General features: G+C 63.4%; 23 protein-coding genes. 15 read left to right on the top strand and 8 right to left on the bottom strand.

Annotation, left to right across the window (positions count from 1 at the left end; translation table 11 throughout):
- Window positions 1-2 precede the first annotated feature (2 nt).
- The 14 genes from FIU28_RS19430 to FIU28_RS19360 all read left to right on the top strand — a co-directional run bounded on the left by FIU28_RS19430 (window position 3) and on the right by FIU28_RS19360 (window position 12,948).
- Window positions 3-980 (top strand): amidohydrolase family protein, encoded by a 978-nt coding sequence (locus tag FIU28_RS19430; protein ID WP_143574804.1) that lies wholly within the window; start codon window positions 3-5, stop codon window positions 978-980.
- On the top strand, window positions 981-1,517 hold the full coding sequence (locus FIU28_RS19425) for an amino acid synthesis family protein (RefSeq protein WP_143574803.1): 537 nt from the start codon (window positions 981-983) through the stop codon (window positions 1,515-1,517).
- Window positions 1,514-2,035: a (2Fe-2S)-binding protein gene (locus FIU28_RS19420; RefSeq protein WP_143574802.1), complete on the top strand. Its 522-nt coding sequence runs from the start codon at window positions 1,514-1,516 to the stop codon at window positions 2,033-2,035. The genes FIU28_RS19425 and FIU28_RS19420 overlap by 4 nt, the downstream gene beginning before the upstream one ends.
- The gene (locus FIU28_RS19415) at window positions 2,035-4,386 is read left to right on the top strand and encodes a xanthine dehydrogenase family protein molybdopterin-binding subunit (RefSeq protein WP_143574801.1); all 2,352 of its coding nucleotides are present in this window, start codon (window positions 2,035-2,037) and stop codon (window positions 4,384-4,386) included. The genes FIU28_RS19420 and FIU28_RS19415 overlap by 1 nt, the downstream gene beginning before the upstream one ends.
- 57 nt (window positions 4,387-4,443) lie before the next feature.
- Window positions 4,444-4,908, top strand: a complete 465-nt coding sequence (locus FIU28_RS19410; protein ID WP_143574800.1) for a RidA family protein — start codon at window positions 4,444-4,446, stop codon at window positions 4,906-4,908.
- Between the two features lie 147 nt (window positions 4,909-5,055).
- Complete coding sequence (locus FIU28_RS19405; protein ID WP_143574799.1) at window positions 5,056-5,505, top strand: (2Fe-2S)-binding protein; 450 nt, start codon at window positions 5,056-5,058, stop codon at window positions 5,503-5,505.
- Window positions 5,506-5,516: 11 nt separating this feature from the next.
- The gene (locus FIU28_RS19400) at window positions 5,517-7,694 is read left to right on the top strand and encodes a xanthine dehydrogenase family protein molybdopterin-binding subunit (protein ID WP_143574798.1); all 2,178 of its coding nucleotides are present in this window, start codon (window positions 5,517-5,519) and stop codon (window positions 7,692-7,694) included.
- On the top strand, window positions 7,691-7,981 hold the full coding sequence (locus FIU28_RS19395; protein ID WP_143574797.1) for a c-type cytochrome: 291 nt from the start codon (window positions 7,691-7,693) through the stop codon (window positions 7,979-7,981). The genes FIU28_RS19400 and FIU28_RS19395 overlap by 4 nt, the downstream gene beginning before the upstream one ends.
- A 9-nt stretch (window positions 7,982-7,990) precedes the next feature.
- Window positions 7,991-9,262 (top strand): NAD(P)/FAD-dependent oxidoreductase, encoded by a 1,272-nt coding sequence (locus tag FIU28_RS19390; protein WP_143574796.1) that lies wholly within the window; start codon window positions 7,991-7,993, stop codon window positions 9,260-9,262.
- A 13-nt stretch (window positions 9,263-9,275) separates the two neighbouring features.
- Window positions 9,276-9,710: a sulfur oxidation c-type cytochrome SoxX gene (gene soxX / locus FIU28_RS19385; RefSeq protein WP_210245535.1), complete on the top strand. Its 435-nt coding sequence runs from the start codon at window positions 9,276-9,278 to the stop codon at window positions 9,708-9,710.
- A gap of 14 nt (window positions 9,711-9,724) precedes the next feature.
- Window positions 9,725-10,198, top strand: coding sequence for a SoxY-related AACIE arm protein (locus FIU28_RS19380; protein ID WP_246660740.1), 474 nt, complete (start codon window positions 9,725-9,727; stop codon window positions 10,196-10,198).
- On the top strand, window positions 10,198-10,518 hold the full coding sequence (gene soxZ, locus FIU28_RS19375; protein ID WP_143574794.1) for a thiosulfate oxidation carrier complex protein SoxZ: 321 nt from the start codon (window positions 10,198-10,200) through the stop codon (window positions 10,516-10,518). The genes FIU28_RS19380 and soxZ overlap by 1 nt, the downstream gene beginning before the upstream one ends.
- Window positions 10,519-10,562: 44 nt before the next feature.
- The gene (gene soxA, locus FIU28_RS19370) at window positions 10,563-11,303 is read left to right on the top strand and encodes a sulfur oxidation c-type cytochrome SoxA (protein WP_441351308.1); all 741 of its coding nucleotides are present in this window, start codon (window positions 10,563-10,565) and stop codon (window positions 11,301-11,303) included.
- Window positions 11,304-11,724: 421 nt separating this feature from the next.
- Window positions 11,725-12,948, top strand: coding sequence for a CaiB/BaiF CoA transferase family protein (locus tag FIU28_RS19360; RefSeq protein WP_143574792.1), 1,224 nt, complete (start codon window positions 11,725-11,727; stop codon window positions 12,946-12,948).
- Between the two features lie 127 nt (window positions 12,949-13,075).
- Here FIU28_RS19360 and FIU28_RS19355 read toward each other — a convergent pair whose 3' ends face one another.
- From FIU28_RS19355 to FIU28_RS19340, 4 genes are read right to left on the bottom strand one after another with little or no spacing between them, the layout of a single operon-like run.
- Window positions 13,076-13,483, bottom strand: coding sequence for a hypothetical protein (locus FIU28_RS19355; protein WP_210245418.1), 408 nt, complete (start codon window positions 13,481-13,483; stop codon window positions 13,076-13,078).
- Window positions 13,480-14,676, bottom strand: coding sequence for a glycosyltransferase family 4 protein (locus tag FIU28_RS19350; protein ID WP_143574791.1), 1,197 nt, complete (start codon window positions 14,674-14,676; stop codon window positions 13,480-13,482). Before FIU28_RS19350 ends, FIU28_RS19355 begins: the two co-directional genes overlap by 4 nt.
- Before the next feature lie 8 nt (window positions 14,677-14,684).
- Window positions 14,685-15,962: a glycosyltransferase family 4 protein gene (locus FIU28_RS19345; RefSeq protein ID WP_143574790.1), complete on the bottom strand. Its 1,278-nt coding sequence runs from the start codon at window positions 15,960-15,962 to the stop codon at window positions 14,685-14,687.
- Complete coding sequence (locus tag FIU28_RS19340) at window positions 15,959-16,792, bottom strand: WecB/TagA/CpsF family glycosyltransferase (protein ID WP_246660739.1); 834 nt, start codon at window positions 16,790-16,792, stop codon at window positions 15,959-15,961. Before FIU28_RS19340 ends, FIU28_RS19345 begins: the two co-directional genes overlap by 4 nt.
- A 142-nt stretch (window positions 16,793-16,934) precedes the next feature.
- Between FIU28_RS19340 and FIU28_RS19335 the strand changes: the two genes are divergently transcribed.
- Window positions 16,935-18,029 carry an endo-1,4-beta-xylanase gene (locus tag FIU28_RS19335; protein ID WP_143574789.1) on the top strand — a complete coding sequence of 365 codons (1,095 nt, stop codon included), beginning with the start codon at window positions 16,935-16,937 and terminating at the stop codon, window positions 18,027-18,029.
- A 13-nt stretch (window positions 18,030-18,042) separates the two neighbouring features.
- On the opposite strand, the gene FIU28_RS19330 is transcribed toward FIU28_RS19335, so the two are convergent.
- From FIU28_RS19330 to FIU28_RS19315, 4 genes are read right to left on the bottom strand one after another with little or no spacing between them, the layout of a single operon-like run.
- The gene (locus FIU28_RS19330; protein ID WP_143574788.1) at window positions 18,043-19,482 is read right to left on the bottom strand and encodes a lipopolysaccharide biosynthesis protein; all 1,440 of its coding nucleotides are present in this window, start codon (window positions 19,480-19,482) and stop codon (window positions 18,043-18,045) included.
- Window positions 19,483-19,484: 2 nt separating this feature from the next.
- Window positions 19,485-20,534 (bottom strand): acyltransferase family protein, encoded by a 1,050-nt coding sequence (locus FIU28_RS19325; protein WP_246660738.1) that lies wholly within the window; start codon window positions 20,532-20,534, stop codon window positions 19,485-19,487.
- Entirely contained in the window at window positions 20,531-21,646 is a 1,116-nt protein-coding gene (locus FIU28_RS19320; protein ID WP_143574787.1) for an acyltransferase family protein, read from the bottom strand. The genes FIU28_RS19325 and FIU28_RS19320 overlap by 4 nt, the downstream gene beginning before the upstream one ends.
- 4 nt (window positions 21,647-21,650) lie before the next feature.
- On the bottom strand, window positions 21,651-22,739 hold the full coding sequence (locus FIU28_RS19315; protein WP_143574786.1) for a glycosyltransferase: 1,089 nt from the start codon (window positions 22,737-22,739) through the stop codon (window positions 21,651-21,653).
- Window positions 22,740-22,750: the final 11 nt, after the last annotated feature.

Genomic DNA, 22,750 nt, shown 5'->3' with positions numbered 1-22,750 from the left:
CGATGATCACCGACATTCACTGCCATTTCGTCCCGGACGAATTCTTTCGCTTCGCGCAGGCTCGCGACGAATTCGCGATCCGGATCAAGCGGCGGGAGGGCGATCTCGTTGATCTCGATATCCGCGGCATGCATTTCGGGCTTAACACGACGTTTTTCGAGATGGACAAGCAGCGCGAGCGGATGCAGCGCGACGGCGTGGAGCGGACCATCCTGTCGCTGGCGACGCCGTTCATCGACTATTACCTCGACGCCAAAGTCGCGACCGAGGCGGCGCGGGTGTTCAACGATTCGCTGGCATCGGCCATCGCCCCGGACCGGACCCGGTTCGGTGGCTGGGCGTTGCTGCCGATGCAGGACCCGCAGGCTGCAGCAACGGAATTGCGCCGTTGCGTGCGCGATCACGGCTTTGTCGGCGGCCACATCGCGTCCAACGTGCGCGGCGTCTATCTGCACGATGAACGCTTCGAGCCGATCTTCCAGGCTGCAGTAGATCTCAACGTGCCGCTGTTCGTGCATCCCGCCGATCCGCTAGGCAAGGACCGCACCCGCGAATACGAACTGACCATTGTCGCCGGCTATCTGTTCGACAACACCATCAACATCCTGAAGATGATCTGCTCCGGCTTTCTCGACCGCTGGCCGACGCTGAAGCTGGTCTGCGCCCATGCCGGCGCATTCAGTCCGGTGCTGCGGGCGCGGATGCAGCGCGAGGTCGACACCAATCCGGCGTTGTCGAGCACGCTGACCATGCCGGTGGGCGACTATCTGCGCCGGTTGTATTTCGACACCATCTGCTTTGAGCCAGCAATCCTGCGCTATGTCGCCGACGTGGTGCCGGTCGAGCATCTGATGCTCGGCAGCGACGCGCCGTTTCCGCTGGGCGAACCGGATCCCGTCAACTTCGTCAAAAATGCCTTGCCGGCCGATCAGGTCGAGCTGATCCTGCGCCGCAACTTCGACCGCATGCTGGAGGCTTGAATGGAAATCCGAAGGCTCACCACGATCAAGGACGTGATCTATTTCGAAGGCGGACAGGCTGCGTACGCGCCGGTGACGCGCGTCGCCGCCTGCGCCGTGATTGCCAATCCGCTCGCTGGCCGCGCCCAGGACGACCTCGAACAACTGATCGGCTTCGGCGCCGATCTCGGCGAGCTCCTGGTGCGCGAGGCGCTGACAGTTCTGCCGCGGCCGGCGATCTCCTACGGAAAGGCCGCGATCGTCGGCACCTCCGGCGATCTTGAGCATGCCGCCGCGATACTGCATCCGCGGATGGGCAAGCCGATGCGGGCGGCGATCGGTGGCGGGCAGGCGATCATACCATCCAACGTCAAGATCGGCGCGGTCGGCGCGACCATCGATGTGCCGCTCGGCGACAAGGACGACGTCTGGGTTTTCGACCAGTTCGATACGTTGAGCGTCATGGTGGCCAATGCGCCGCGGCCGGACGAGATCCTCGTCATCGTGGCGCTGGCTGACGGCGGGCGGCCCCGCGCGCGGGTGAAGAAGCCGTCATGACCTCGCAGCCGGCGCAGAACGATGGCGATGATTGCCCCGCTCTGGAGCGTGTTCGGCTCACCGTCAACGGCCGGCTGTTCGAAGCTGACGTCGAGCCGCGACGCCATCTCGGCGATCTGCTCCGCCATGACCTGAAGCTGACCGGCACCCATATCGGCTGCGAACACGGCATATGCGGTGCCTGCACGGTGATCGTCAACGGCGCGCCGGTTCGCTCCTGCCTGATGTTCGCGGGGCAGGCCCATGGCGCCACTATCGTGACCATCGAAGGATTGGCTGCGCCCGACGGCACGCTGCATCCGATCCAGCAGGCGTTCTGGGACCGCCACGGCCTGCAGTGCGGCTTCTGCACGCCCGGCATGATGATGACGATCAAGGCCGTGCTCGCGGACATCCCGGATGCCGACGAGGCCGCGATCCGCGACGCGATCTCCGGCAATCTGTGCCGCTGTACGGGCTACGAGACTATCGTCGATGCCGCGCTGGATGCCGCTCGCGCGCTGCGGGGAAACGTCTGATGGGCGTGCGCTACTTCGGATCCGGCGTGCGTCGGGTCGAGGATCCCAGGCTGATCACCGGGCAGGGTCGCTATCTCGACGATCTCGCCATCACCGGCGTGCTGCATGCCGCCTTCGTGCGCTCTGCCCATGCGCATGCGCGCATCGTCAGCGTCGATCCCGCGGCGGCGCGACAACTGCCCGGTGTCATCGCCGTCTACACCGCGGCGGATCTCGGAGAGCTTGCCAGCAAACGGCTGCCGCATACGGTTCCTGTCGGCAATGTCCGGCAGCCCCTGAACTACCAGCCACTCGCCGATCGCGAAGTCTGCCACGTCGGCGTGCCGATCGCCGTGGTGATCGCCGAGAGCCGCGCGATCGCCGAGGATGCCGCGGCGCTGGTCGAGGTCGATTACGAGGTGCTCGACGCCGTCGTCGACTGGCGCCGGGCGCTCGATGCCGGCGCGCCGCGCGTTCATGCGGAATCGCCGGACAATGCGGTGGCCTCGCTGCATGGCCGTTTCGGCGACGTCGAAAAGGTTTTTGCGAGTGCGCCGCATGTGTTCTCGGAAACTTTCGAGGTGCACCGCGGCGGCTGCCACTCGATGGAATGCCGCGGCGTCGTGGCGATGCCGGACCCGATGGGCGACGGTCTGACGGTATGGACGTCGACCCAGATGCCGCACATGGTGCGGCGTCTGATCGCGGATCATCTCGGCCGCGAGGAGCGCACGGTGCGCGTGATCGCGCCGGACGTCGGCGGCGGCTTCGGCCCCAAGGGTGTGTTCTACCCTGAGGAAATCGTGCTGCCGCTGGCGGCGTTGAAGCTGCAGCGCCCGGTCAAATGGGTCGAGGATCGCAGCGAGCATTTCGTGGCCACCGCGCAGCAGCGCGACCAGGCTTGGGCACTCGAGGTCGCGGCCGATGCCGACGGGCGCCTGCTGGCCGTTCGCGGCCGCTGCCTGCACGACAATGGCGGCTACGTTCCCTACGGCCTCGGCGCGGCGGTGACGTCGCTGGCAGCGTTTCCAGGCCCCTATGCGCTGCAGGCGGTGGATATCAGGATCGATATCGTGTTCACCAATCTGGTGCCCAACACGCCGGTGCGTGGCGCAGGCCGTCCCACCACCTGCTTCGTGCTGGAACGGCTGACCGATCGCGTGGCGCGCGAATTGTCGCTCGATCCCGCCGAGGTGCGGCGGCGCAGCTTCGTGCGCAAGGACCAGTTCCCCTACCTCACCGGCATGAACGCGCGCGACGGTTCGCCGATCACCTATGACAGCGGCGATTATCATGCATGCCTGGAGGCCGTGCTGGACCGTGCCGGCGGCGATTTCGCCGAACGGCAGGCGGCGGCGCTGGCCAAGGGTCGCTATCTCGGCCGCGGCATTGCGAGCTACACCGAGGATACCGGGCTGGCGCCGTTCGAAGGCGCGACCATTCGCGTCGAGCCGAGCGGCAAGGTCGTCATCTTCACCGGCGCGGCGAGCCAGGGACAGGGGCACGCCACGATCTTTGCGCAGATCTGCGCCGACATTCTCGGCGTGCGCCTCGAGGATATCGTCGTCGAAGCCGCGGACACCGCGAAGTTTCCGCTGGGCATCGGCGCCATTGCCAGCCGCACCGCGGTGACCGCGGGATCTTCGGTGCATCAGGCCGCCGTTGCCGTGCGCGCCAAGGCGCTGAAGGTGGCGAGCGAGATGCTCGAAGCTTCCGAAGCCGATCTGGTGCTGGAGGACGGCGCGGTACGGGTGGTCGGCGCCGCCGGACTGCATGTGCCGCTCAGCCAGATTGCCTCGCGCCTGAACGGCATGAGCGGCATCCCGATCGTGCCCGGGGTCGAGCCGGGCCTTTCGGCCACGGCCTATTATGAAGCGCGCAAGAACACCTTTGCCAACGGGACGCATCTCTCCGAAGTGGAAGTCGCTATCGACACCGGCCGGGTCGAGATCACCCGCTATGTGGTGGGGCATGATTGCGGTCTGCTGATTAATCCGATGCTGGTCGACGGCCAGGTGCGCGGCGGCGTCGTCCACGGCATCGGCAACGCGCTGTTCGAGCGCATGATCTATGACGAGGCCGGTCAGCCGGTCACGACGACCTATGCCGACTATCTGCTGCCGACGGCGCCGGAAGTGCCGCGGATCGAAATCATCCACATCCAGTCGCCGTCGCCGCTGAACCCGATCGGGGTCAAGGGCGCGGGCGAGGGCGGCACCATCCCTGCGGCGGCCTGCATCATCGCCGCGATCGAGAATGCGCTTGCGCCATTCGGCATTCGCGTCAACGAGCACCCGGTCTCGCCGGCGCGGCTGCGCCAGTTGATCAGGGCGGCAATGCCCGCCGGCCACATGGCGGGCGCCACCATTTGACATCATCGCGCGCGAGCGCAAACTTCCTTCAGCTTCCAAACCGTGCCGGAGTTCTCGATGACCAGCAAGCCAGCGTTTCAGTCCTCGCCGACCAATCCGAACATCAAGGAAATCCAGACCATCCCGGAACGGCGACCGGACATGCCCTATGCGCCAGCGATCCGGGTCGAAAGCCCCTGCGGGCTGTTGTTCATATCCGGCGCGACGCCGTCCCCGCTGTACCACAAGCATCCGCACGACATCAGCGAACACGACCACCCCAACCGGATCGAGGACCAGACAAGGCGGGCGATGGAGACCATCAAGACGATCCTCGACCACGAAGGCCTGACCTGGACCGACATCGTCAAGGTGACGAAGTACCTGACCGACGTCCGCGACCAGGACGGCATGGTCGCGGTGTTGAAAGAATATTTCGGCACCTGGACGCCCGCCAGCACCACGATCTGCATCAATCAGTTGTCGACGCCCGGCGCCCGGATCGAACTCGACATGATTGCCGCGTTTCCCGCTGCAAAGTGAAAAAGATCGGTGACGCGCAGTGACGCTCGAAATACGCGCATTGGACGACCTGTCGTCAGTTCCAACACATAATTGATTTGGACTTGGTCTGGTTACAGATAAAACTTAGGCGAACGGCGATAGGCGCCACTGTCCAAGGGAACTGCGATGGCAAACCTCCTGATCAACGGGAAGACCTACGAAGTCGATGCCGAGCCGGATATGCCGCTGTTGTGGGCGATCCGGGAGAACGTCGGGCTCACCGGAACCAAATATGGATGCGGCATTGCACTATGCGGCGCCTGCACGGTTCATGTCGACGGACAGCAGGTGCGCTCCTGCAGTCTGCCGCTCAGCGAAGCAGTCGGCAAAAAGATCACGACGATCGAAGGTCTGGCGGCCAACGGCGTGATGCATAAGGTGCAGCAGGCCTGGATCGACCACGATGTCCCGCAGTGCGGCTATTGCCAGAGCGGCATGATCATGGCCGTGGCGGCGCTGCTCGAGACGATCCCGCAGCCGACCGACGAGGATATCGACCTCGCGGTGACCAATATCTGCCGCTGCGGCACGTTCCAGCAGGTGCGGGAAGCCATTCATTCCGCGGCCGGCGCGTGAGGGAGGCGATCATGAAGCAGTCTCCCGCCTTGAACCGCCGTTCGTTCGTGCTCGGCGCCGCTGCCGCAGGCGGCGGCCTGGCCATCGGTTTCGATCTGCCCTTCGGACCGAAACTCGTTCACGCCGCTGACGGCTCGCCCGAGGTCAATGCCTGGGTGGTGATCCGTCCCGACGATACCGTGGTCGTGCGCATCGCCCGTTCCGAGATGGGGCAGGGCACGCTGACGGGCCTGGCGCAGCTGGTCGCCGAGGAACTCGAATGCGACTGGTCGAAGGTGACGACGGAATATCCCACCCCCGGCCAGAGCGTCGCCCGCAAGCGCGTCTGGGGCGATTTCTCCACCGGCGGCAGCCGAGGCGTTCGTTCGTCGCATGACTATGTCCGCAAGGGCGGCGCCGCAGCAAGGCTGATGCTGGTACAGGCCGCCGCCAACACGTGGGCCGCGCCCGCCGGGGAATGCACGACCGCCAAAGGCGTCATCACCCACACGCCGTCCGGGCGCAGCTTGACCTACGGTCAGGTCGCGGAAGCCGCCGGCAAGTTGCAGCCGCCGGCCGACGTGAAATTGAAGGATCCGAAGGACTGGACCATCGCCGGCAAGCCGCTGAAGCGGCTCGATACGGTCGAGAAAACCAACGGCAAGATGATCTACGGCGCCGACATTACCATGCCGGGGATGCTCAATGCCGCGATCGTGGATTGCCCGGTGTTCGGCGGCAAGCTGAAGAGTTATGACGAATCCAAGATCGTCGGCATGAAGGGCGTCAAGAAGGTCGTGCGCGTCGGCGGCAGTGCCGTCGCCGTCGTGGCCGACACCTGGTGGCACGCCAAGACCGCGCTGGCCGCCCTGCCGGTCGTGTGGGACGAAGGCGACAATGCCAAGGTGTCCAGCGCCTCGATCGCGAAATGGCTGGCCGAGGGTCTCGATCTCGCGCAGCCGGCCTTTGCCGGCCACAAGGTCGGCGACGCCCGGGCGGCCATCGCGGGGGCGGCGAAAGTGGTGGAGGCGACCTACGCGTATCCCTACCAGAATCACGCCACGATGGAGCCGATGAACGCGACCGCGCTCTATACCGCGGACAGATGCGAAGTATGGACCGGCACCCAGAACGGCGAGGCGGTGTTTGCCGCCGTCGTCGAGGCGTCCGGCCTGCCGAGCGACAAGTGTGAGGTCTACAAGATCATGCCGGGCGGCGGCTTCGGTCGCCGCGGCATGACCGACTATGTCCGGCAGGCCGTTGACATTGCCAAGCAGATGCCCGGCACGCCGGTCAAGCTGATGTGGTCGCGCGAAGAGGACATGCTGCACGGCCGCTACCATCCAACCACGCAAAGCAAGCTGGTCGGTGCGTTCGACGCCGACAACAATCTGGTCGGCCTGCATATGCGGATTTCCGGCCAGTCGATCCTCGCCAGCGTCCGCCCGGACGGCATGCAGAACGGCATGGACCCCGTCGCCTTCCAGGGGCTCAACGCTAGCGGCGAGGCGGCGATCGGCTACACGATTCCGAACCTGCTGGTCGATCACTCGATGCGCAACCCGCACGTCCCGCCGGGCTTCTGGCGCGGCGTCAACGTCAACCAGAATGCGATCTATCTCGAATGCTTCATGGATGAACTCGCGCTGTCGGTGAAGCAGGATCCGCTCGAGTTCCGACGCAAGCTGATGTCGAAACATCCCAAGCATCTCGCGGTGTTGAATGCGGTGGCCGAGAAGATCGGCTGGACCACCCCGGCGCCGCAGGGCGTGTTCCGCGGCCTCTGCCAGCACATGGGCTTCGGCAGCTACGTGGCCGCGGCGGCCGAGATCTCTGTCATCGACGGCAACAAGATCAAGATCCACCGCATCGTCGCCGCCACCGATCCCGGCCACGCGGTCAATCCATGGCAGATCGACCGCCAGATCGCGGGGTCGTTCGTCTACGGGCTGTCGGCGCTGTTCTACGGCGAGTGCACCGTCAAGGGCGGCCGCATCGAGCAGGAGAATTTCGACACCTACCAATCCATGACCATGAAGGAAATGCCGAAGGTGGAGTCCATTCTGCTGCCGTCGGGCGGGTTCTGGGGCGGCGTCGGCGAACCGACGATCTGCGTCGCGGCGCCGGCGGTGCTCAACGCCTTCTTTGCCGCCACCGGCAAACGCATCCGAACGGTGCCGCTGAAGAACCACGACATCATCTTCGCATGAAGCTGATGTCGGTCGGGTGGCTGGCGACGTGTCTGGCGGTGGCTGGTCCCGCGCAAGCGGCCTCGCCACCGCCCGGCGCGGCGTCGTGTTCGGGATGCCATGCGCGGCATGAGGACGCCTCATCTGCGATCCCCGGCATTTTCGGCCGCGACCCCGCCGAGATGCTTGCGGCCTTGAAATCGTTCAAGGAAGGCTCAAAGCCGGCGACGGTGATGAACCGCATTGCCAAGGGGTTTTCGGACGACGAGCTGCAGGCCATCGCGGCGTGGCTGGCAACCCAGAAGTAGCGCGACTTTATGAATCGCACACACACATCCCGGCGGCAGTTTCTTGGCAGTGCGGCTGCCGCGTCGCTGGCGCTGTCGATGCCGGCCATCGCGCAGGCGTCGCCGCGGGTCGTGGTGATCGGCGGTGGCTTCGGCGGCGCCAGTTGCGCGCGGGCGCTGCGCCAGATCAATCCTGCACTGCAGGTCACGCTGGTGGAGGCGAACCGCACCTTCACCGCCTGTCCGTTCAGCAATGAAGTCATCGCCGGCGACCGTCCGATGCAGGCCCAGCAGTTCGGCTACGACAGGGTGGCGGCTGATGACATCAAGGTTATCATCCAGGCGGCGACAAAAATCGACGCGCAGGCGCGCAGCGTCGGTCTCGCTGACGGCACCACGCTCGCCTATGACCGCCTGGTGGTGTCGCCGGGCATTGAACTGCGCTTCGACGCGCTGCCGAGCTTTGACGAAGCCGCCAGCGCGCGCATGCCGCATGCGTGGAAAGCCGGCGAGCAGACGCTGCTGCTGAAGCGCCAACTGGAGTCGATGGACGATGGCGGCGTCGTCGCGATCTCGGTCCCCGCCAATCCGTATCGCTGCCCGCCGGGGCCTTACGAGCGCGCCAGCCTGATCGCAAACTATCTCAAGACAACGAAGCCGCGCTCTAAGCTGATCATCCTCGACGCCAAGGACGCGTTTTCCAAGCAGCGCCTGTTCCAGAATGCGTGGCAGGAGCTGTATCCCGGCATCATCGAATGGGTCGGGCTGTCGCAGGGTGGCAAGGTGACGTCCGTCGAGCCGGCGGCCAACACGCTGGTCACCGAGTTCGCCCGGCACACCGTGCAGGTCGCCAACGTCATTCCGCCGCAGCGTGCCGGACGTATCGCCGAGATCGCGGGCGTCGCTGACCGGTCCGGCTGGTGCCCGATCGATCCCGTCAGCTTCGAGTCCAAGCTGGTGCCGAACATCCATGTCATCGGCGATGCCTGCATCGGCGGCGGCATGCCGAAATCGGCCTTCACTGCCAACGCTCAGGCTAAGGCATGCGCGGCCGCCGTCGTGGCGCTGCTCGCCGGCGAGGCGCCGACGGTGCCGAAGCTGATCAATACCTGTTACAGTCTGGTTGCGCCGGACTATGGCATCTCGATTGCCGGCGTATACCAGCCGAAGAACGGCCTGCTCACCGACGTCGAAGGCGCCGGCGGCGTCAGTCCGCTGGAGGTGCCGCGCGACTTCCGCGCCCGCGAGGCGACCTATGCCCGGCGCTGGTATCAGACGATCACGGCGGAAGCCTTTGGATAAGCGCCGGATCGAGATGGTGTTGCTGGCTGCGGCGATGGTTGCCATGCCGGCTGCTGCGCGTGCCGACGAATTGCGGCCTTATGCCGTGGTCGATGATGCGATCGTGGCGTCGTTGACCGGCACGACCGGCGATCCGGCGCGCGGGCGCGCCATTGTCGTCAACCGGCAGTTCACCTGCCTCTTGTGTCACAGCGGCCCGTTCGCCGAGCAGCGGTTCCAGGGCGACCTGGCGCCGAGCCTGGCCGGGACGGGGGCTCGCTGGACCGAAGGACAGTTGCGGCTGCGCGTGGTCGACGCGGCCCGCCTCAATGCGGCGACGATCATGCCGTCTTACTATAGGATCGACGGGCTGCACCGGGTCGGCGAGGCCTGGCGCGGCAAGCCGATCCTGTCCGCGGAGCAGGTCGAGGACGTGGTCGCCTATCTCGCGACGTTGCGCGAACCATGAGAAGAGAGTGTGCAATGCCCGAGCTTCACGCCACCCGTCGCCAGCTTCTTGTGATCGCGGGTAATGCCGCGGTCGTCAGCGCGCTGTCGAGCGTCTCCTGGCCTGCGAGGGCCACGCCGGACGCGATGAAGGCTGCCATTCGTGACGTCGTGAAAGGCGCGCCGGTGCGTCCCGGCAAGGTCAAGTTCGACGTGCCGCCTCTGGTGGAAAACGGCAACACGGTGCCGATCACGGTTTCGGTGACCAGCCCGATGACGGACGCCGACCATGTCGTCAGCATCCACGTCTTCAATGAGAAAAATCCGCAACCCAATGTCGGCAATTTCTATCTCGGCCCGCGCGCCGGCCGCGGCCAGATCGCGACCCGCATCCGGCTCGCCGATACGCAGACGCTGACGGCCATCGCCCGGCTGTCCGACGGCTCGCTCTGGTCGGCCACGGCCGACGTCGTCGTCACGCTCGCCGCCTGCACCGAGGAGGCAAGCTGATGGCTTCCGCACTGATCAACGTCCCCGCCAGTGCGAAGCGCGGAGACGTCATCGAGATCAAGACCTTGATGTCGCACATCATGGAAACCGGTTTTCGCCACACCGAGACCGGCGCGGTCATCCCGCGCAACATCATCACCGACTTCAGTTGTCGCTATAACGGCGTCGAAGTGTTCCGCGCCGAGCTGTTTCCCGCATTCTCCGCGAATCCGTTCATCGCGTTCTTCACCGTTGCGACCGAGAGCGGTTCCTTCGAGTTTCGCTGGACCGGCGACAACGGTTTTTCGGAAACGGCATCGGCCAGCATCACCGTATCATGAAGAAACGGCGCGCGATCGGCATCGTGGCTTTCGTCGTATCAGCGATGTCCCTCGCACGGGTCGATGCCGCCGAGATTCCGAGAGACGAGCGTCGTTCCGGTGCAACATTCATGGCGCCGGAAACCCGGGCGATGCAGAACGATGACACCGCCAACCCCGGCATGCTCGCCGTGCTCGACGGCGAAACGCTTTGGAAGCAAAAGGCCGGCGCCGCAAGTCGCGCCTGTGCCGATTGCCATGGTGACGTCGCGGCCAGCATGCGCGGCGTGGCGGCACGCTATCCCGCCTATGATGATAAATCTGACAGGCCTGTCGACATTGAACAACGCATCAATCTGTGTCGTACCCGCCACCAGCAGGCAACGCCGTTCGCCGACGAAAGCCGCGAACTCAATGCGCTCGCCATCCTCGTCGGCCGGCAATCGCGCGGCATGCCGATCGAGGCCGGCGTTGATCCGCGGCTCGCGCCATTCGTGGCGAATGGCAAGGCGTTGTTCGGGCGCCGCCAGGGCCAGTTGAACCTCGCCTGTGCGAACTGTCACGACGACAACTGGGACCGCCGCCTTGCGGGCTCCGCGATTACCCAGGCGCATCCGACGGGGTATCCGATCTACCGGCTGGAATGGCAGGGCACAGGATCGCTCAAACGCCGCCTGCGCAGTTGCATGATCGGTACACGCGCGCGGCCCTATCAGGCCGATGATCCCGAGATGGTCGAGCTGGAGCTCTATCTGATGTCGCGCGCGAAAGGCATGCCGATCGAGACGCCGGCTGTAAGGCCGTAACGTTGGCAGGCCGATCCGCGAAGCAGGAACCTTGGGACGTGCAAGGCCTTGTCATGCCTGATTTTATTCGATTGAGCAGGTGGGTGACGAGGAGAGTATGGAACAGCGTGAAGATTGGCATCTGACCGAAATATTGGATCATGCCCCAGGCCGGTCGGACCCATTCGCAGCGGCGGTGCGCGCTACCGGTATGCCCATGTCATCACGGACCCGTCCCTCCCGGATAATCCGGCTGATTCGTAAGGGGCTGCTTGGGCTTGAAATTCCGGTATCCGGGAATCAAGAGCGCCATTCCGTGCCCGCCTGAATTGGATAGCCCTCATGCTCAGAAAGAAGTGCACTCCGGGTGATTTTCCTGTAAGCGCTCGCTTCACACGTCCACCGCGGCCGACGTGACGAATAGACCTAACAGGAGGAATGCATGTCGGCTCTGCCGCTCACGGGCATCAAGGTTATCGATATGACGCGGGTGCTTGCCGGCCCGATATCCGGTCAGATGCTCGGTGATCTCGGCGCTGAGGTCATCAAAATCGAACGCCCCGGAACTGGCGACGATTCCCGCGCGTTCGGCCCTCCTTATCTGACCGATCCGGAAGGTAGCAGACTCGATAATTCATTCTATCTCTGCGCCAACCGCAATAAGAAGTCGGTCACGGTCAATGTGGCTACGGCGGAAGGCCAGGAGATCATTCGTGAACTCGTCAAGACCGCCGACGTGTTGTTGGAAAACTATAAAGTAGGCGACCTCAAGCGCTATGGTCTCGACTACGACGCGATCAAAGCTATCAACCCACGCATTGTCTACTGCTCCGTGACGGGCTTCGGACAAACAGGTCCGTATGCCACACGTGCCGGCTACGACGCGATCCTGCAAGCGATGGGCGGTCTCATGAGCGTCACCGGCCATCTCGATGGTGAGCCTGGCGAAGGTCCAATGAAGGTCGGTCCCTCGATCGTTGACTATATGACCGGCCTGAACGCCACCATCGGAGTTATGTCGGCGCTCTATCATCGCGACGCTGGCGGCGGCGAGGGACAGCATATCGATGCTTGTCTCTTCGATACCGTGATCGCCTCGCTATCGCATTGGCTGCAGATCTATCTCATCAACGGCAAGGTCCCGCCGCGTCGCGGCACCTGGGGCAATGGCGGCATGCCGGCCGGTGTCTTCCGTTGCACCGACGGCGAGTTGATGCTCGTCAATGGCAACGACGGTCAGTTCCAGCGCACATGCGACGTGCTCGGCGAGCCGGGCCTGGCGAAAGATCCGCGCTTCCTGAAAAACAATGATCGCGTCGTCCACGGCAAAGAGATCATGGCCATCTTCGCCGGTCTTTTCCTGAAGCAGCCGGTCGCCTACTGGCTGGAGCGTCTGGAGGCCGTCGGCGTGCCGTCCGGCCCGATCAACGACTTCGATCAGGTTTTTTCGGATCCTCACGTTCAGGCCCGCGGCATGCGCGTGAGCGTGGACCATCCCTTCGAGCCGGCGCTTTCGCTCGTCCGAAATCCGCTGACTTTCTCGGGCACGCCGATCACCGAGTATCGCGCGCCGCCGCTGCTCGGCTGCAACACGGACGAGATCCTGTCCACCATCGGTTACGACGGCGAACGGGTCGCCGCGCTTAGGAAGAAGGGTATCGTCTAGACCGGTGAGGATCGGATTGCAGCCCGAACTTGGTGCGCATGATTCTCAATCATGATAGCCTTCGGCGGCCACGATTGATTTTACCAAAAACCGAAGCGCAGACCGCCGCCATGCGTTATTTGCCCAGTCACAAAATGCCTTTGATCTTTTGGCAGGATGTCGATGATTGTGATGAGATCCGGACGATTGCCGATAGGGCTGCTGTCTGCCGGATCTCCCTGCGGGTCAGAAATCGCAGCGTGGAGCGGGGATAGTTGTCGCAAAATCGCGACAACGTTGCCGCGGTCGCCGAGATGCTGTCCTGCTTGGGCGTGACGGCGATGCCGCCGTCCTTCAGCATGTAGGCATCCTTGACGTTGGCCATGCCGGACGTCGTCATGCATGTCTTGAACAGGCTTTCATAGGCTTGCCGCGGCATGGGCAGATCTCCCGCGAGCCCGCCCAGCAGATAGTCGCGGCTCTTGCCGCAATTCTCTGCTTGTGCGGCGCCGCTTGCGAGCGCGAGTAACAGCACGGCCGACGCTATGCCCTTCATAGGGCGATGCTCGGTACGGCGACCATTTGTTCGCCCGTCGCGACATCCGGCGCCGTCTTGCGCGCAAGCCCGTACGTTTCGGCCGCACAGCGCTCCCACGACAAAGCGCGCGCATGGGCGACGGCGCCCGCGGTGAGGAGCGCGCGCAGGCTGTGGTCGCCCGCCATTCGTGCGATGGCTTCGGCGATGGCGATCACGTTTGGCACGACCAGCAAGCCGCTCACGTCGGCGATGACGGCGTCGGGCACACCGCCGATCGCCGTCGCGACGCTCGGAAGGCCGGCGCCGCCGGCTTCCAGATAGACCAGGCCAAACCCCTCGACGCGGCCGGATGGATCCGGCGCGGAGGTCAGGCAGAAGAAATCGGCGGCGTTGTAGATGTCGCGGATCGCCGCATCGGGAAGGGCGCCGAGCAGGCGCACGTCGCAATCTGTCACCCCGACGACACTTCGCAGGGCGTCGACATAGTCGGCTTCGCCATCGGGGCCGATGACCAGCCAGGTGATGCGTCTGCGCAAATCGTCCGTAAGTGTATTGAGCGCTGCGAGCGTCAGATGGTGTCCCTTGCGGCGCGTGATCCGGGCCACGGTCACAATCACGACCCGATCCTCCATGATGCCGAGGACCCTGCGGGTGTCGTCGCGCGATCGTCCTTGGCCAAACCAGAACGGGGATACGCCCAGTTGCACCGCCTTGGCGCGCGGCGACTTTGCCGGAAACTTTTCGCTGAACAGATCCAGGGTGTATCTGCTGTTGGCGATAATCTCGGTGCGCCTGCCGAACGCGCCGGAGGCCTCAATGGCGAGACGCTTGAGCGGCGTCTGGACTTCGTTGATCTCGGTGCCGTGAACCGTCATCAGCAGCCGGGCTTTGGTCAGCCCCCGTGACAGGGCGACGGGGATGAAGAACGGCCAGTCAGCGCCGTGCACGACATCGTACTGTTTGTGGCGAACCATCTGGCGAGCGAGCGCGATCTTGGCGGGCAGGTCGCGCGACGAATGCAGGCCTCCCGGGAAACGCTGGACCGGGAACGTCAGGGGATCGTCATCGTTGGCCGCGCCCCGGGCATACGCCGGAGCCGCAACCGTGACATCTGCTCCGAGAGCGGTCGCGGCCAGCGCCATTTCTCGGGCATAGGTTCCAATTCCGCCCTGTGCGGGGGAGAACTCGCTGGTGAGCAACAAAATGTTCAAATCGGACCTCAACAGGAGTGTGACGCCGCAGCCATGAATCGCGAGTTCTGGATATCCTTGTGATAGCCATAGACGCGCGCCAGCTGGGTGTTCGGCGTGAAGTCGGAGATCGATTCCGCAATGATGTCGGGGGACAGGCCGCCGGCCGCGATGGCGGCGCGAATGTCGAGAAACCGCTGCGCCAGCTTGTCGGCCATATCGTCGGGCGTGCCGTGACGTGGCACGAGGTAGCCGCTGCTGCCGTCGTGGATCACCGGTTCGAGTTGCGGTAAATGCACCGCGACGACCGGACGTCCGACGGCCAGCATTTCCAGCACGCAGCGTGGCATCCCCTCGAATTCGGATGTCAAAATTCCGGCATGGGCCGATGCAAGCGTCGCAGCCATGCCCGCGGCATCCTTGAAGCCGTGTCGCACGGTGATGGGCTCGATGGCCGCGAATTCGGCGAAGCGATGCGGATCGCTGGTGCCGATATAGTGAAATTCGATCTTTCCGTTCAGGTGCTCGCGCAACCGATCGATGGTCTTGAACATCAGCGGCGGATCCTTGAACTCGTCGAGACGTCCGGCGAACACGATCCGAAACGGTGCGGTCTCGGCCGTGAACGGTTGCGGCTTGAAGATGTCGGTGTTTACCCAGGTCCAGAGCGTATCGATCTTCTTCCGACTGTGCGGATAGGTCTTCTGCAGCCGTTCGGTAATGAATGGATTGACGCAGAGAAAACGTTCGCTCATGGCGACTGCAAAACGCTCTCCCACATTGTGAACGAACGCATATTTCCGCAACAGCGAATCCATCTGCATTTTCGGCGCACCTTCGCCATGCAGCATCTGCACGAACGGCAGCCGCAGCAACGTCGGTAGCCATGAGAATTCAACGCGGCGCAGGTCAATCGAGCATTTTCTACGGCGAATGATCTTTGCGATTGGAGCGAAGTAGCGCAGCAGCGCCACGAAAAACTGGCCGGTGAGGGACGCGCGAATTGTTTGCGCGGCCTCGCGGGCCTGGATGTCCGAGTAATGCAGAATAGGAAGGAAGTCGAAGGTGCGGCCGCGGAAGGTGAGCCTGTGAATCTCCCCGAGCTTGAGATCGCCGGTGGAATCGACACCGATGAAAAGCAGGTCGGTGTCGGTGGGATGGAAGGTGATGAAGTCGCGAATGTAGGTTTCCAGCCCGCCCACCTTCGAGCCCCGCGGGTCGAACGGATGCAGCAAGCAGATCTGATATCGTTCCGGCATATGGCTAACGTTTCGCGCCCGCTGCGCCAGGGTCACTGTCGAAATCATGCTGCTTTCCTCATGCGGGCGCCGAAAATCTGCGGCAATGTGCGGGCTACCAACTGCGGCACGGTGCCGAGACAGCGCGCATAGCGCGGGGCGAGCCGTCTGGGATTCTGCAGCATGCGCCATGCCCATTCGAGCCCGTATTTCTGGGAGAGCGCGGGCGCACGGGTCTGCGTGCCCGCGATGAAATCCAGCGCTGCACCGATGCACAGCATGCCGGTGCCGGTGAGTTCATCCAGGCAGCGCGCCGCGAACAGCTCCTGGCGCGGCGCACCGAGCGCGACAAAACATATTTTTGCGCCGGAGCGGCGAATCCGGTCGATGGCGATGTCCGCCTCTCCGGAATAGGCTTCGAAATTCCGTCCGGGCGCGATGCAGCCCACGACATCCAGACCTTCATACCGATCGCGCAAGCGCTGCGACGCTGCCTCAAGCGTCGAATCGTTCGAGCCAAGAAGAAACACGGGAAGGCGCTTCTTGCCTGCTTCGCGGCAAACCGGCTCCACTAGATCGGCGCCCGTGGTGCGGTCGATAGGCGTGCCCAGCAGACGACTCAAGGCCACGATGGGAAAGCCGTCGGCCGTAACAAACCGCGCGCGGCGATACGCCGACAGAAAAGCGGGATGATGCCGCAGCTTCTCCACATGGTCGAGATTGAGCGTGCAGACGCTGAAATTGTCGCCGTGTTCAGCTGCATCGACGATGGATGAGACGCCTTCCGGAAGCGAGTGAACGTTGACGGCGATGCCGTCGACCGTGAGGTCGGGGGACGCGAGATGTGTGTCCAATTTGTCGATCTCCGATATCATGTGATCGCGTGCGCCGACCTTCAATCGATGACTGTCCCGTTGCAGCAGCGGCGAACAGATCGTCGAGACACATCCACGATCACGTCATCAAATCGATCTATTGCGACGCAACGATGGTGGGAGCATCACGGCGATGCCGCATTGTGTGATTGATCGGAATGTATCGATGAATAAGTTGTCACGGCGACAGGCGATTGCTGCTCTCGCAGGTACGCTTTCTATCCTGGGAAAACATGCGAGTGCTGCACCCCAGCAGGGTTTGGGACACATAGCGGCTTCAAATGGTTTGCTATTTGGCGCTGCAGCCGGGCCAGTGATCGACAAGGACGCGGCTTACCGCGAGCTTTATACGAACCACGCACGAATTGTTACAACGGACGTGGCGATGAAAATCGGGACGATTGCCGGACAATCCGGGCCAAAGCGTTTCGATAGTGCCGATCGACTGCTGCAATTTTGCGCGGCAAACAAGATTCCGATGCGCGGCCACTGTCTGATCTGGAACGAGTGGGTCCCGCAATGGATCAGGAGCATGACCACGGCGGAGCGTCAGGTCTTTTTTGATCGCTATATCGATGAAGTCGTCGGGCGTTACGCGGGACAGTTGCATTCCTGGGACATTGTCAACGAGCCGTTTTGGCCAGGCCATAAGGCGCCCGGCGGATATCGTCTCGGTCCCTGGTACGATGCCTTCGGTCCCGGCTATGTGCAGCGCGCCTTCGCACGCGCGGCTATGGCCGACAACAAAACCAAATTTGTCCTCAACGAGGCGCAGACCGAGCGCGACGACGATGTCGGCCTCGCCGTGCGCGCGGGTTTGCTGCGCCTGGTCGATGAGCTGCAGCATGCCGGTGTGCCACTCCATGCGGTGGGCCTGCAGGGCCATCTGCAGCCGCGTTATCCGCACGATCCGGCGCGCTTTGCCGAGTTCGTTCATGCGCTGGCCGATCGCAAGGTGGAGATCTACATCACCGAATTCGACGTCCGCGACGACACGTTTCCGGATGATATCGCCACTCGCGACGCGATGATTGCCGACACGGCGGAGAAATTTCTCGATAACGTGCTGCGGATTCCGGCGGTCACGACGGTTATCGCATGGGAGTTGGCAGACAACTATTCGTTCTATACGGACGCAGCCAGAAAGAAGGATCCGCTAGCCCAGCGCCTGCCGCGGCCGCTACCGTTTGATTCGGAGATGCAGAAGAAGCCGCTATGGTACGCCATGGCGCGGGCCTTCCGGAATGCGAGAAGGGCATGATCTGCGCCCGAGGCTATGTCGCCGACTTCACCGATCGCGATCGCGCCAGCCTGATTAGCGTCGGCGCGTAGAGCAGACTAAGAATGCCGATGTAAATGGCGGCTCCGGCTGCGATATGCATCGCAACGGCCAGGGAAGAGCGAGCTTCCTGAAATTCGGCAAGCACGGCCGCCATCGTGCCAGCAGCGGCTGCAATTCGCCACAGATGCGCCATCGGCAGAGTCAGGCCAAACTTGACGAAGCCGATGGAGAAGCTGACGGCTGCCGCCATGGTAGCCGCGGCGACGGTCGCGGCGGCTGCGCCCGCTAGTCCCCAGTATTTGATGAAGACGACGCTGGAGACGACGGTCACCAGCGCGTCGATGGCCGCCACGATGATCATCAGTCGCGTTCGACTGTGAAGCAGAAAAACCTGGTCGCCGAAATGCGCGCGCAGATTGCGAATCGAGCCGGCCAGCACCGCAAGCGGAAGTACTGCCAGCGTCACATGCTGGAACGGCGCTGCGATCAGCAGGTGCACGATTTCGGTTCGCAGCATGAAGATGCCCAGAACGCTTGGCGCCAGGATCGCGATCAGCAGGGCGCTGTTGTCGGCCAGCTGACGCATCGCGGCCTTGCTGCCGCCTTGCTCCATGCTCTTGACGGCAAGTGGAAACGCCGCCGCGGTGACCAGCATGGCCGCGACCGCTGCCGCGCGCTGGCCAAGCCCGTAGCCCACCGCGAACAGACCGGCGGCGGCGACGCCTTGCAGGTCGTTGACGATAAAGCGCGATGCATTGAGGCCGACCCAGCCAAGCGCGCCGCCGATAATGAGCGGGATACCGTAGCGCAGCGCGTGATCGACGATCTCGCGATCTACCGGCCACAACTGCCGCCCATGGCCGATCACTGGCAGTACGACAAGCGCGGCAACCAGTTGCGCGATTGCGTATCCCGCCAGCGGCCATTCGGCCGATGCGCCAAAGATCCTGATCAGAATGATGCCGAGCAAGAAGCCAACCGCAGGGCCGAAGATCTGCTGAGTGGTATAGACACCGATCTGTTGCCTGACGCGGGCACGCTCGCCGATATACAGGTTCAGCGAACGGGTGATGACATAAGCAACGGTGGCGACGAGCAACCAGGCGTTGGCGTCCGGCGCAATCACCAGCAGCAGCACGCCAACCATGGCTGCGCTCTGCAGGATGACCGAGGCCAGCAAGATGGTATTCTCAGTGCGATAGAACCGCTCGGCGCTGTGCTTGTCCTGGTAGCGACCGAAGAAACGCAGCGCGTATTGCGACCACCAGGCGAGAAAGCCGATCTGCAACAATTCGTGCGTAGCGGTGACCAGGGTGATGACCCCGAGCGTGTGGTCATCGATCACATGGGTCCAGACGACCATCGCCACCAGTTGGAACAGCGGCCCGATGATCTGTGCCGGCATATAGAGCAGGGTCTGTCGCAGCAGCATGGTCAGGCCCCCATCCATCGGCAAAGGCGGGGCGCTGCCAGGCGCCGGATCGCCAGCAAGGCCGCGACACTGATCGCCACGGTTACAGCCACGGTGATCGCGGAGTCCGCGAGCGGCCCGAGCTGGCGCAGTGTGGTGTGATCGCGCAAACCCATGATCACGAAGATATGCCAGAGATACAGGAAGTAGCTGCCTGATCCCAGTGCGGCGAGCCAGGGACAGCGCAATTTGATGGCAAACAACACGGTGCAGAGCAGCGCAGAATAAAAGAAGAATGCGACGGAATCGTAGTCAGCGGCATCGCCGATCTGAAACTGCCGGACCGCGGCGTATACAACGTAAAGCGCCAGCGTCATGGTGATCAGCTGCACGCGGATCCTGGCGATTGCCTCCCTCACGCCGGGCATCGCGACCAGCCCGCCGAGCGCAGCAAAGCCAAACCAGAAGGGAATGTCACGCATGCGGACTTCCTCCACCAGAGCGGCAGACAGGTCGAAGCGGAACAGCAGCGGATCGAGATAGCTCCCGGCGATCAGGCCAATCGCGATCGCCAACAGCAGGCGAATCGCAACTTGCGGCTGGGACCGTTGCGTGCCGTTTCGTGAAGGACGAAGTACCAGCCAGAGCAGGACCGTGCAGCCGGCGTACACAAAGACATAATAATACACGAAGACGTAGGCGAGCGCGAACCGCGCGGCAGTGGCCGTCGGGCGGTGATCCATCGTAGGGTTATGCAATGCCATATAGAGATAGGCAGCCACGAAGGCGATGGCATAGGGAATCAGGATTGCCTTGAACCGCCGCGCCAGCGGCACGCGGCCGGAAAGAATCGTCAGGTAACCGGAGACGAACAGGAAGATCGGGACGCAAGGCCGCAACGCGGCGTCGAGCCAGGTTTCCCAGGCCGGCGTCAGCGGCTGATGCAGGGAATGGATGCCGATCACCATCAGGATGGCAATGCCGCGCATCGTGTCGATGGCGCTATCCCGGCTGGCGGCGTTGACGTCGGGAAGCCGGGCGGGCATCGGTGAAACGTGCGTGGTCATGTTCATCTCGGGCTGTCCGGACGGGCGGCGATGGCGGCGCGCCCCTGCTTCCTGAAGTTGCGGTCGAAGACATCGTTTAGATATTTCCGCATCGGTGTTTCAAAACGGCGCAGCGAAAGCTGGCTGGCGGCGGCCAGCGTCACGATCGCCAGCGGAATCAACGTCAATCGGCCGCCCGGCAGATGCGGCGCGAGATAGCGCCCGCCAAAAGTCAGGATGATGGTCGCGACGGGGATGTGCAACATGTAGCAGGAGTAGGTCAGCGCCGACCAGCGATCGGCATGTAATCGCGTCAGCAGCGTGCCGCGAGCGGTGCAGTCGCACTGGATCGCGAGGACGGCGATGGCGTAGATCACCAGCAGGTCCGCCATCTCCGGCAGCCAGGAACCGACCAGGATGAACAGTGTGAGCAGCAGCGTCATGCCGCCGGGAAGCGCCGGCCAGCGCGCGATGCTGCCGCGAAAAAGGTAGCAGGCGATACCGAGATTGAACGCCGGTAGTGCGCGGAATGCGCCGCCTTTGTTGATCCAGTCGGCCCAGGATCCGGCTCCGGTGAGGAAGGCATACAGGCTGTTGCCGAGCGCGGGCAGAACAATGAGGGCGAGGATCACCGTCTTGTTGCGCGTGACGGATAGCGCCACGAGGGGAAACAGGAGATAGCAGAACATCTCCGCTGATAGCGACCAGCTTGGAAAATTGAACGTCAGGCGTGCGCCGTCAAAGGCATGCAACAGCAACAATTGCGCCGGCAGGTCGGAAAGCGGGTACCGCGCCACATTGTAGGTCCAGGCGAGGCCAAAATGCAGCATGAGCGCGATCATGACGTAGAACGTGAGAGTCGCCAGATGCAGCGGGTAGATCCGCGCCAGCCGGCGCCAGATGAAACGGCCGATCGAAAGCGGATCGCCGACCCGGCCGAGATACTGGCTGGCGATGACGAAGCCTGACACCACGAAGAACAGGTCGACGAACAGGTTGAAATGCCAGGTGTGATCGACCATGAACTTTCCGGCCGGTTCGTCCTTCGCATAGTCCGAATAGTGCAGGACCACGACAGCGCATGCGGCGATGATACGCAGCGCGTCGAGGTTGCGTGAGGAGTGGGGGGTGGTCTGCAAACAATTATCCTGGTCTGGCGCTGGAAGGGCGGGAAACCGGCGGTGCTGCTGAAGGCTGGCGCCGTGCCAGTTCCGAGATCAGTTCGATGACATTGTCGCGGTCCGATGCCGCCAGCATGTTCCAGCGCTGCAGGTTTTGTGCGGCTAGCGTCACATACTCCGCGCGCCATGCAGCCGACGTCAGGGTCGCAACGATCTGTGCAGCCGCGGCGGCTGGATCGGACGGCGCTATGAAAATGCCGGACTCGTCCAGCACCTCGCGGAACACCGGCGCGTCCGGGGCGATGATCGGCAGGCCGCCATATTGCGCTTCGAGCAGCGGCAGGCCGAGGCCTTCGTCGTGCGATGTGCAGATGAAGGCGTCGGCGGCGTCGAGGATGTCCCTGACGCGTTCCGTCGGCTGGTAGCCGTGCAGGGTCACGCCGTTGCTGCTTTTCAGTCTGTGCCAATCGTCGCCCCAGCCTTGCCGTCCGACAATGTCGAGAGTGGCGCCGGGAAATCCCAGAGCACGCAACGCTTCAACGAGTTTGGCAGCCGCGACAAAATTCTTGCGCGGTTCCACAGTTCCGAGTGTGACCAGCCGCAGGGGTCGCGGCCGTGCGTCACGTCCGGCGCGATGCCTGGACTGCAGATCGAAGACGTTGCGGATCGGCGGTCGGTACAGGCTGATCGTGGCATCGCTCCGGCAGTGTGCCGACAGTTTGCGTCGGGTGTCGTCGGAATTGGTGAGGAAACGTGGATAATGCTGCAGCGCCAGCTTGAACGGTGCCGCCATGTAGAGCCGGGCGCGGGCGTTGAGGTCGGCGCGGCGCGTCAGCAGAAAGTCGTCATGCATGTAAGGCAGCACGCGCGATGCGAACGGACGCAGCAGCGGGCTCGGCGGAAATCCCGGGCATAGCAGGATCGAGGACGACATGGCGAGGCGCCATGGCAGTCGGAAAGTTTGCGTCGCCACCATCTGTGCCGTGCCATGCGACGTCACCGGCACCACATTAAGCGGCGCCAGCGCTTCGCGCGAGAACAGCTCTTGCGTGATGCGTTCGAGCCCGGTGACGTGACGTCCCAGATGGGTGTGGTCGACATAGATTGCCATGCAGTGTCCTG

Source organism: Tardiphaga sp. vice154 (genome assembly GCF_007018645.1).
GTDB lineage: Bacteria > Pseudomonadota > Alphaproteobacteria > Rhizobiales > Xanthobacteraceae > Tardiphaga.
This window is presented reverse-complemented; position numbering and strand designations above follow the sequence as displayed.